This window comes from Streptomyces sp. NTH33, assembly GCF_003236365.1.
Lineage (GTDB): Bacteria > Actinomycetota > Actinomycetes > Streptomycetales > Streptomycetaceae > Streptomyces.
This window is the reverse complement of the sequence record NZ_POTZ01000287.1, coordinates 1-9,426: the sequence shown is the minus strand read 5'-3', so window position 1 is coordinate 9,426 and position 9,426 is coordinate 1. Positions and strand designations below refer to the sequence as shown.

The 9,426-nt window shown below is 72.9% G+C and carries 7 protein-coding genes; 1 reads left to right on the top strand and 6 read right to left on the bottom strand.

The genetic code is table 11. The features are described 5' to 3' along the window. The 3 genes from C1I97_RS24325 to C1I97_RS24315 form a co-directional block, all read right to left on the bottom strand. The coding region (locus C1I97_RS24325) for a wax ester/triacylglycerol synthase family O-acyltransferase (RefSeq protein WP_220040857.1) at positions 1 to 517 on the bottom strand (517 nt) is incomplete at its 3' end. 152 nt (positions 518 to 669) lie between these two features. Then, positions 670 to 2,991, bottom strand: a complete 2,322-nt coding sequence (locus C1I97_RS24320; protein ID WP_111005313.1) for a GH92 family glycosyl hydrolase — start codon at positions 2,989 to 2,991, stop codon at positions 670 to 672. Positions 2,992 to 3,043: 52 nt separating this feature from the next. Continuing rightward, positions 3,044 to 5,656, bottom strand: coding sequence for a PA14 domain-containing protein (locus C1I97_RS24315; protein WP_111005312.1), 2,613 nt, complete (start codon positions 5,654 to 5,656; stop codon positions 3,044 to 3,046). Between the two features lie 282 nt (positions 5,657 to 5,938). On the opposite strand from C1I97_RS24315, the gene C1I97_RS24310 reads away from it, so the two are divergent. After that, complete coding sequence (locus C1I97_RS24310; protein ID WP_111005311.1) at positions 5,939 to 6,316, top strand: hypothetical protein; 378 nt, start codon at positions 5,939 to 5,941, stop codon at positions 6,314 to 6,316. Between the two features lie 54 nt (positions 6,317 to 6,370). On the opposite strand, the gene glgC is transcribed toward C1I97_RS24310, so the two are convergent. The 3 genes from glgC to C1I97_RS24295 all read right to left on the bottom strand — a co-directional run. Continuing rightward, positions 6,371 to 7,591: a glucose-1-phosphate adenylyltransferase gene (glgC, locus tag C1I97_RS24305; RefSeq protein WP_111005310.1), complete on the bottom strand. Its 1,221-nt coding sequence runs from the start codon at positions 7,589 to 7,591 to the stop codon at positions 6,371 to 6,373. Between the two features lie 49 nt (positions 7,592 to 7,640). Beyond that, complete coding sequence (glgA, locus tag C1I97_RS24300) at positions 7,641 to 8,804, bottom strand: glycogen synthase (protein WP_111005309.1); 1,164 nt, start codon at positions 8,802 to 8,804, stop codon at positions 7,641 to 7,643. Between the two features lie 39 nt (positions 8,805 to 8,843). Then, positions 8,844 to 9,426: (2Fe-2S)-binding protein (locus C1I97_RS24295; RefSeq protein ID WP_111005308.1), on the bottom strand; the 583-nt coding region annotated here is incomplete at its 5' end.

Genomic DNA, 9,426 nt, shown 5'->3' with positions numbered 1-9,426 from the left:
GGGCGGGCATGTCCATCGGGTCGAGCACGGCCGCGGCGAGGGTCAGGGCGCGCAGCCCGTCGGCGAGGGCGTGGTGGAACTTGAACAGCACGGCGAAGGAGACGCCGTCCTCGCCCGGGATCACGTGCGCCTCCCACGGCGGGCGGTCGCGCTCCAGCGGGCGCTGCATGAGCCGCCCGGCCTCGGCGTGGAAGCCGCGGGCCGGGGCGTGCAGCCGGACGTGGTGGAGCGGGTCGAAGCCGGGGTCGGGCTCGCGGGCGGCGCCGCCGAAGTTGAACGGCTGGCGCAGGCCGTGGGCGAGCGGCCGGCGCAGGTCGAGCGGCCGCCACACGTCCCGGATGCGCATGCGCAGGCCGGGCACGCCGGCCGCGCGGGCGGCGAGCAGGTCGGCCGCGTGCGCCCCGGCGGTGGGCGAGTGGGCCGAGAAGATCCCGAGCGCGCCGAGGTGCATCGGGTGGTCGGCGGATTCGATGTTCCAGAACGCCAGGTCGAGGGGAGCGAGCAGGTCGGGAGTCAATGGCTTGCCTCGCGTCGACGGTGGGTGAGTCTGCAGTCAACCGCTCTCGACCGATTACGGTCAAGTACGATCACGCTACGCACAGTTAACAGCAGATTAAGTCCCGCCGGAGAAAGCAGCGGGACGCAGGGGGCCTTTGGTGCGTGTCGCCGTCACCGCAGCACGGGCGGCGCGGCCTGCTCCGACGTCCCCCACCGCGAGGGACGCGGGCCCACGGTGTAGCGCAGGGTGCCGAGGGACCGCAGGGCGTCGGTGGTCAGATACGTCCGGTCGTGCGTCACCCCGTCGGCAGCGACCGTCTGGATGTAGCGGTCCGCCCGCGAGGTGCCCGGCGCCGTGATGGTGAGGGCGCCGCGCGGGTAGTGGCGCCGGTCCAGGCGCAGGTCGACGCGTTCGAAGACCGGCGTGGACAGGGCCCAGGTGGGGTGGCCGGGCTGGACCGGGAACAGACCGATGGAGGACAGCACGTTCCAGGCGGACATGGTGCCCAGGTCGTCGTTGCCGGTCAGCCCGGCCGGCCCGCCGGTGAACAGGGTCAGCGCGGCGCGCACCACGTCGGCCGTCTTCCACGGCTGCCCCGTCGACAGGTAGGTGTACGGGGCGGCGAGGTCCGGCTCGTTGAGCGGGTTGTACTTGTCGGCGTCGTAGTAGGCGTACGGCCCGTGCACCCACACGTCGCGGGCGGTGTGCTCCGGGTCCCGCAGGAGCCGGTCGTAGGCGAAGAAGGCGTCGAGGCGCTCGTTGGCGGCCCGCCTGCCGCCGATGAGGCCGGTCACGCCGGGCAGGTCCTGCGGCACCAGCCACTGGTACTGCCAGGACGTGCCCTCGTGGAAGCCGACGCTCCGCGCCGGGTCCGCCGGCCCGGTGAAGGCGCCGGAGGCGTCGCGGGCGCGGAAGAAGCCGGTCGAGGGGTCGAAGAGGTTGTGGTAGTTGCGCGAGCGGGCGGTGTACCGCGCGGCGTCCTCGTGGTGGCCGAGGGCGCGGGCCATCCGGGCGAGCATCGCGTCCGACAGGGCGTACTCCAGCGTCGCCGAGGCCCCGAAGGCGTAGTCGGAGTGGCCGGGCTTCGGCGGCCGGTGCCCCTCGACGTACGGGACGTAGCCGCGGGCCAGGTAGTCCGGGTTGGCGTCGCGGCCCACGGCCGGGGAGCCGGCGGGCGGCACCCCGTCGGCGTTCCGTCTCAGGGCGCGGTACGCCCGCTCCTCGTAGCCCTTGAGCAGGCCCTGGTGGAAGGCGTTGGTCAGGTACGGGGTGACGGGGTCGCCCGTCATGACGTTCGTCTCGACCGTGCCGTAGCCCCACTTGGGCAGCCAGCCGCTCTCCTCCGCGACCTTGACCACGGAGATCGCCATGTCCCGCGACTCGGCCGGCGCCAGCAGGGCGAGGAGCTGGGCCTGGGTGCGGTAGGTGTCCCACAGCGACCAGTTCTGGTAGTAGGTGAACCCCTCGGCCCGGTGGACACGCCGGTCCCAGCCGGTGTAACGGCCGTCGGCGTCGCTGCCCACATTGGGCGCGAGGAAGGAGCGGTACAGCGCCGAGTAGAAGGTGCGGCGCAGGCCGGCGTCCCCGCCGTACGCCCGCACGCCGGCCAGCCGGTCCTCCCAGGCCCGCCGGGCGGCGTCGCGCACGGCGTCGAAGGAACGGCCGCCCTCGGCGCGCAGGTTGACCGCCGCACCGGCCGCGTCCACGTACGACAGCGCGGTCGTCGCCTCGACGGCGCGGTCGCGGGTGGTGTCGAAGCGGAGGTACGCTCCCCCGCGCCCCGTCCTCGAACCCGCGGTGACGGTGGCGCCGTCCCAGGTGCCGTACGCCGTGAAGGGCCGGTCGAAACGGGTGACCGTGTGGACCGTGTACGGCACGGTGTCCTTGCAGAAGCCGCGGCCGGTGATCGCGGTCCGCACGGTGCGGTCGTCCAGGATCTCCACCGTGCTCGACACCGTCCGGTGCAGCGCCTGACCGGCGTTGAGCAGGACGTTGGCCTTGTCCGTGGCGGGGAAGGTGTAGCGCTGCACGCCGGTGCGAGCGGTCGCCGTCAGTTCGGCCCGGACGCCGTTGCCGAGTCCGGCCCCGTAGTAGCCGGGGCTCGCCCGCTCGTCGTCGTGGCGGAAGGGGACCGCGTACTTCGCGTAGTCCGTCCGCGTGACCTCCCCGGTGGTCGGCAGCGCCGGCAGGTCGCCGCCGATGCGGCAGCCGACGCCGGAGAGGTGGACCAGGGAGAAGCCGCGGACGCGGTCGTGGGCGTGGTCGTAGCCGGTGCTGTGACCGGTGTCCGGCGAGAGCTGCACCATGCCGAAGGGCACGGCCGCGCCGGGAAAGGTGTTGCCTTCGTTCGCGGTGCCGATGAACGGGTCGACCAGATCGGTGAGCCGGCCGTCACGCGCTTCGGCGGCCCGTGCGGTGGCGGGAGCGGCGGTCAGCGCGGACGCTGCCACCGCCCCCGCCACGCACAGGCGCAGGCGCCGGGTCCATCTCATGCGGGAAGACCTTCCGGTAAGACGTCACTACCCGCATGATCGGGTCTGGGGGTCAGCCTGCCCGGCAACCCGCGGGTGTCGCGCGCGACGCGTCGCGGACCAGCGCCTCCTGAGCGGCCTTCAGCCGTGCCGCGTCCGGCTTGAGCACCTCGCGGTCGTAGGTCACCAGCCCGTTGAGCTCGCCCTCGACATCGCTGATCTGTGTGTAGACCGCGCCGTTGCTCCCCCGGCAGGCCAGCGCGCGCACCTCGTCCAGCTTGGCGAGGTAGTCGTCGGTGTACGTCGCCGGGTCGACGTCGACGTAGCTCTGCTGCACCGACCATGCGTGCCCCGGCACGGCGAGGCCGAGCCCGCCGTACTCGCCGGTGACCAGGGCCCGTTCGCCGTCCGGGCGGGGCGGCAGCGCGGGGCTCGGGTAGCCGTGCTCGTCCATGATGTCGCCGGCGCCGCCGTCGGCTCCCAGGTTGAGCCCCGACATGCCGTTGACCAGCCGAGTCGGGTCCCACGCCTTGGCCTGCTCGGCGATGCGGGCCTCGTCGTACTGGCCCCAGCCCTCGTTGAAGGTGACCCACATGACGACCGACGGGCTGCTGGCGTGCTCGTCGATCATCTCCTTCATCTCGCGCTCGTACTGCGCCCGGGCGGCGGCGGACGGGTTCACGCCCGCGGTCATGGACGGAATGTCCTGCCACACCATCAGGCCCAGCCGGTCGGCCCAGTGGAACCAGCGGTCGGGCTCGACCTTGATGTGCTTGCGGACGGCGTTGAAGCCGAGCTGCTTGTGCACCCTCAGATCGTGGGCCAGGGCCTCGTCGGTGGGCGCGGTGTGCAGGCCGTCGGGCCAGAAGCCCTGGTCGAGGGTGGCCATCATGAAGACGGGCTTGCCGTTGAGGACCGTACGGGGGACGCCGTTCACCTTCTCCACGGCGATCGAGCGCATCCCGAAGTAGCTGCCGACGCGGTCGGCGCCCACGCTCACCTTCAGGCCGTACAGGAACGGGTCGTCGGGCGACCACAGGCGCGGGGTGCGGAGGGTGAGGGTGAGCGGTCCGCCGGTGCGTCCGCTCGCGGTGGCCACCGCGCGCCTGCCGTCGTACGCCGTCGCCGTGATCGGCACGCCGGCGCGGACGCCCCTGGCCTCCACGGTGAGGCGGCCGCGTGCCACGTCCGGGGTGAGCTTGAGGGAGTCGACGTGGTCGCGGGCGACCGGCTCCATCCAGACGGTCTGCCAGATGCCCGAGCTGGGCGTGTACCAGATGCCGCTCGGGTCCAGGCGCTGCTTGCCCAGCGGCGGGTTCTCGCCGCCGGCCGCGTCGGTCGGGTCGTACACGCCGACGATCAGCTCCTGGGTGCGGCCCGGCTCGAGGGCGTCGGTGATGTCCGCGCTGAACTTGCCGTAGCCGCCCCGGTGTTCGGTGACCTTGGTGCCGTTGACGTAGACGACGGCCTCCCAGTCCACGGCGCCGAAGTTCAGCCGCAGCCGCCGGCCGTGCCCGATGTCCCAGCCGGCCGGGACGGTGAAGGTGCGGCGGTACCACATGCGGTCCTCGTGCCGCTCCAGGCCGGAGAGCTGGGACTCCACGGGGTAGGGGACGAGGATCCGCTCGGGCAGGGTCTTCCCCACGGGCGGCTGCTCCCCGGCCCGGGCCGGGGCGAACTGCCAGCGGCCGTTGAGATTCTGCCAGTCGGGGCGGGTCAGCTGCGGGCGCGGGTACTCGGGCAGGGCGTTGTCCGGGCCCACCCGGTCGGCCCACGGGGTGCGCAGCTCGTGGGTGGAGCGGTTCGGGCCGCTGCTCCAGAAGGCGCCGACCGCGGTGCCGTCGGCCCGGGCGAGGCCGCCCTCGCCGTCGTAGCGGATGTCGGCGGTGCCGCGGGCGGTGCCGGACTTGTTGCCGACGACCGGCTCCTTCAGGGCCACCAACAGGGCGCGCGGGTCGGCCGGGTCCTGCCGTGCGGCGCCCAGCGGCCAGGTGGCGCCGCCGATCACGGCCTGGAGGTGGCCGGTGAGGCCGGCGGGGGGCGGGGCGAGCCGCTGCGCGAAGTCGAGCCTCAGGGTGCGGCCGTCGCCGAGGACGGTGGCCGCGATGGCGCCGTCGTAGGTGTAGCCCTCGGGCAGGCGGAAGACGGACTGCGGGACGGGCTCCTTGGTGCCTCCGGGTTCGGTCCAGCGGACGTGCAGGTTGGAGCCGCCGTAGTGCTCGAAGTACTCGACCTTGAAGTCGTAGGCCCGGCCGGCGGTCAGCTCCACGGGGGCGGAGGTCTGTTCGCGGTCCCAGTCGTCGACCCAGTGGTCGATGGCGAGCCGTCCGCCGATCCAGAGGCGGAAGCCGTTGTCACCGGTGATCGAGAAGGTGTGGGCGCCGGTCCTCTCCGGGACGATCCGGCCGGTCCAGCGGACGCTGACGTCGTCCGACCGTCCGGTGGCGAACGCCAGGCGGGGTTCGAGGTTGTCGAAGTCCAGGTTCGGGTCGAACCCGGTGGCCCTGAGCTCGTGGAAGTCGAAGGCACCGGGGGCGGAGTGGGTGTAGTAGTCGCCCTTCAGGCCGTGGATCTCCACCGGGTCCTCGTCGGGAGCGGCGGTCGCGGTGGGGGCCGCGGTGAACGCGGCGAGGCCGAGCACCGCGGCGAGCAGTAACGCTAGTCGGTTTCTGGGACGGGTGCGCACGATCCTCCTTGAGGGAAGGAAACTGGCGGCTCTTGTTGGCTGCTTACGTGCGGGAGTGTTCGGTCCGGTGCGGAACAACGTTGTCATGAGCAGCAGTGGGCATGACAACACGGATTCCGTCGCCCGTCCAGGGACATGACAAAAACAGGTGGAGGGCGCGACCGGCCCGCCCGAGATCCAAGTGGACCGGAGGCCCGCGGGACGCGCACCATGGGTGGCGTCACTTCCGCATCGCGCGAGAACCGCGGCGACGCCCTCTTTCTCGGAAGGGAAGTGCATCCGATGCCCAAGGTCTCCCGGCAAACCGCCACCCAGGGCGGGGACTACGGCCCGGTCGTCGAGCTCTCCGAGGACCTCGAGCCCTACACGGTGGACTTCCGCACCTTCCGCGAGGACGTCGACCTCACTCCCCTGCTCAAGGACCTGCCGGAGGGCCGGTGCCAGTGTCCGCACTGGGGTTACGTCTTCAAGGGCGAGCTGGTCCTGCGCTACCCCGACCACTACGAGGTGTACCAGGCCGGGGAGGCCTTCTACGCCCCGCCCGGGCACGTCCCCGTGCGCACCGCGCCGGGCACCGAGTACGTGCAGTTCAGCCCGGCCGACGAAGTCCGCCGTGCCGAGGCGATCACCTTGAACCGCTTCCCGCCGCTGAGCGGCTGAGCACCGCCACCGGCCGACGGCGGCCGACGGCGGCCGACGGTGAGGGGACGGGGGCTACGGCACCCGCCGCCCCTTGCCCAGGGCGATCACCCCGCCCTTGGAGACGGTGTACAGCTCCGCGTCCCGCTCGGGGTTGACGCCGATCGTCGCCCCGGGCGGCACCTCGACGTTCTTGTCCAGCACCGCCCCGCGCACGATGGCGCCCCGGCCGACGCGCACGTTGTCGTGCAGCACCGAGCCCTGGACCACCGCGCCCGGATCGACCCGGACGCCCGGGGAGAGCACGGAGCGGGTGACCTGCCCGCGGATCAGGCAGCCCGCGCTGATGATCGACTCGCTCGCGATGCCGCCCGCGCCGAACCGGGCCGGGGAGAGCTGGTTGGAGTGGGTGTAGATCGGCCAGTCGCGGTTGTAGAGGTTGAAGGCGGGGCGCTCGGCGATCAGGTCCATGTGGGCGTCGTAGTACGCGTCGAGCGTGCCGACGTCCCGCCAGTAGCCCTGGTCGCGGCTGGTCTCGCCGGGCACGTGGTTGGCGCTGAAGTCGTACAGCTGCGCCTCGCCGCGTTCGGTGAGCTGGGGCAGGATCGAGCCGCCCATGTCGTGCACCGACCGGTCGTCCTCGGCGTCCCGCTGCAGTGCCTCGATCAGCACCTTGGTGGTGAAGACGTAGTTGCCCATGGAGGCGAACACGCACTCCGGGGCGTCGGGCAGCCCGGGAGGGTTGGCGGGCTTCTCCAGGAAGCGGTCCACGGTGCGCCCGTCCGAGCCCGGGCTGATCACCCCGAACGACGACGACTCCGCGCGCGGCACCCGGATGCCGGCGACCGTCACGCCCGCGCCGCCGTCGATGTGCTGCCGGAGCATCTGCCGCGGGTCCATGCGGTAGACGTGGTCGGCGCCGAACACCGCGACGTATTCCGGCTGTTCGTCGTGAACGAGGTTCAGCGACTGCAGGATGGCGTCGGCGCTGCCCAGGTACCAGCGGGGGCCGAGCCGCTGCTGCGCGGGGACCGGGGTGACGTAGTTGCCGAGCAGGCTGGACATCCGCCAGGTGGTGGTGATGTGCCGGTCCAGCGAGTGCGACTTGTACTGGGTCAGCACGCAGATGCGCAGGATGTCGCCGTTGACGAGGTTGGACAGCACGAAGTCGACGAGCCGGTAGGTGCCGCCGAAGGTGACCGCGGGTTTGGCCCGGTCCGCCGTCAGGGGCATCAGCCGTTTGCCCTCACCGCCCGCGAGGACGATTCCGAGGACCGAAGGTCCACCACGACGCATCGCCGCTCCCCTCACCCGGTTGCCTCACTTCTGCCCCTGGGCAAGGGGCCTAAGCCTGTTCGAGGACCTCCTCGTACAGCCGCACGGTGCGCCGGGCGACCGCGTCCCAGCCGAACTCCTCCACCGCGCGCCGCCGTCCGGCCTCGCCCATCCGGCGGGCGGCGCCGGCGTCGGCGAGCACCGAGTCGAGCGCGCGGGCGAGCCCCGTCTCGAAACCGTCGTCCACGGGCACGAGCACTCCGGTCCGGCCGTCCTCGACCACCTCGGGAATCCCGCCGACCCGGGAGGCCACGACGGGCGCGCCGCACGCCATCGCCTCCAGGTTGACGATGCCCAGCGGCTCGTACACCGAGGGGCAGACGAAGACGGCGGCGTGGGTGAGGAGCTGGATCACGTCCGGGCGCGGCAGCATCCGCGGAATCCAGTGCACGCCCTCGCGGCTGCGGCTCAGCTCCTGGTACAGGTCCCGGAACTCCCGGTCGATCCCGGGTGTGTCGGGCGCCCCCGCGCACAGCACGACCTGCGCCGCCGGGTCGATGTCCCGCACCGCGCGCAGCAGATGGGGCACGCCCTTCTGGCGGGTGATGCGGCCGACGAACAGCACGTACGGGCGGTCCGGGTCGAGGCCGATCCGGTCGAGGGCCTCGGTGCCGTGGTCCGGCCGGTAGAGGGTGGTGTCGATGCCGTTGTGGACGACGTGGACGCGGGCCGGGTCGAGCGCCGGGTAGCAGGCGAGGATGTCCTCGCGCATCGCCGCGGAGACGGCGACCACCGCGTCGGCGGCCTCGATCGCGGTGCGCTCGGCCCAGCCGGACAGCGCGTAGCCGCCGCCGAGCTGTTCGGCCTTCCAGGGGCGCAGCGGCTCCAGGGAATGCGCGGTCATCACGTGCGGCACGCCGTGCAGCAGTTTGCCGAGGTGGCCGGCGAGGTTGGTGTACCAGGTGTGGGAGTGAACCAGCTCGCAGCCCTGAAGGGCGGCGGTCATGGCCAGGTCCACGGAGAAGGTGCGCAGCGCGTCGTTGGCGCCGTCGAGCGCGGACCAGGGCCGGTGGCGTACGACGCCGGCCGCTTTCTCCGCCGAGGAGGCCTCACCCCAGCAGTGCACCTCCAGGTCGACCAGCGCCCGCAGCTCCCGCGCGAGGAACTCGACGTGGACGCCCGCACCGCCGTACACGTCCGGCGGGTACTCCCGGGTCAGCAGTCCCACTCGCACCCGCAACCTCCTGGTCTCGGCGGCCGGTCGCTCTCATGGTCACCCGGATGCGGCCCGTGGGGAAGAGCGCGGCGGCCGTGAGAAGCAGCAGTCGCCGCAGACCCCGCCGCCGGGGACCCGGTAGTAGAGGCAGCAGCTGCGCCGCCGGAAGACGGCTTCGGTGAGGGTGCCGGCGCGGTCGAGGAGCGGGTGTGCGAGGAGGTGCGCGGTCAGCTCGCGGGCCCGGTCGGCGGCCCCGGTACGGCCGTTGTCGCGCGCCCATCGCTCCAGCAGGCGCCCGGTGCTCGCCAGTGCGGAGGCCGCGTTGCCCCGCAGGAGGCCGGGCGCGAGGCGGTGGCGGGCGCGCAGGGCCGCCGCCAGCGGTTCGAGGTGGCCGTGCAGGACGAGGTCCGCGACCGTGTCCGCGTCCCCGGGGCGTGCGCGTACCTCGGTGAGCCAGAGGTCGTCGGGGGCTCCGGCGGCCGGGTCCCAGTGCAGCAGGCGCGGGTGCAGGTCGGGGGCCCGGCCGTGGAGCACGGCGCAGCCGAGCGCGGCCGACCACAGGCGGGCGGCGAGCGCCTGGTGGGCGATCGAGGCGGCGACGCGGGGCTCGGGGGCGCGGATGCCGTGGGCGACCTTGCGG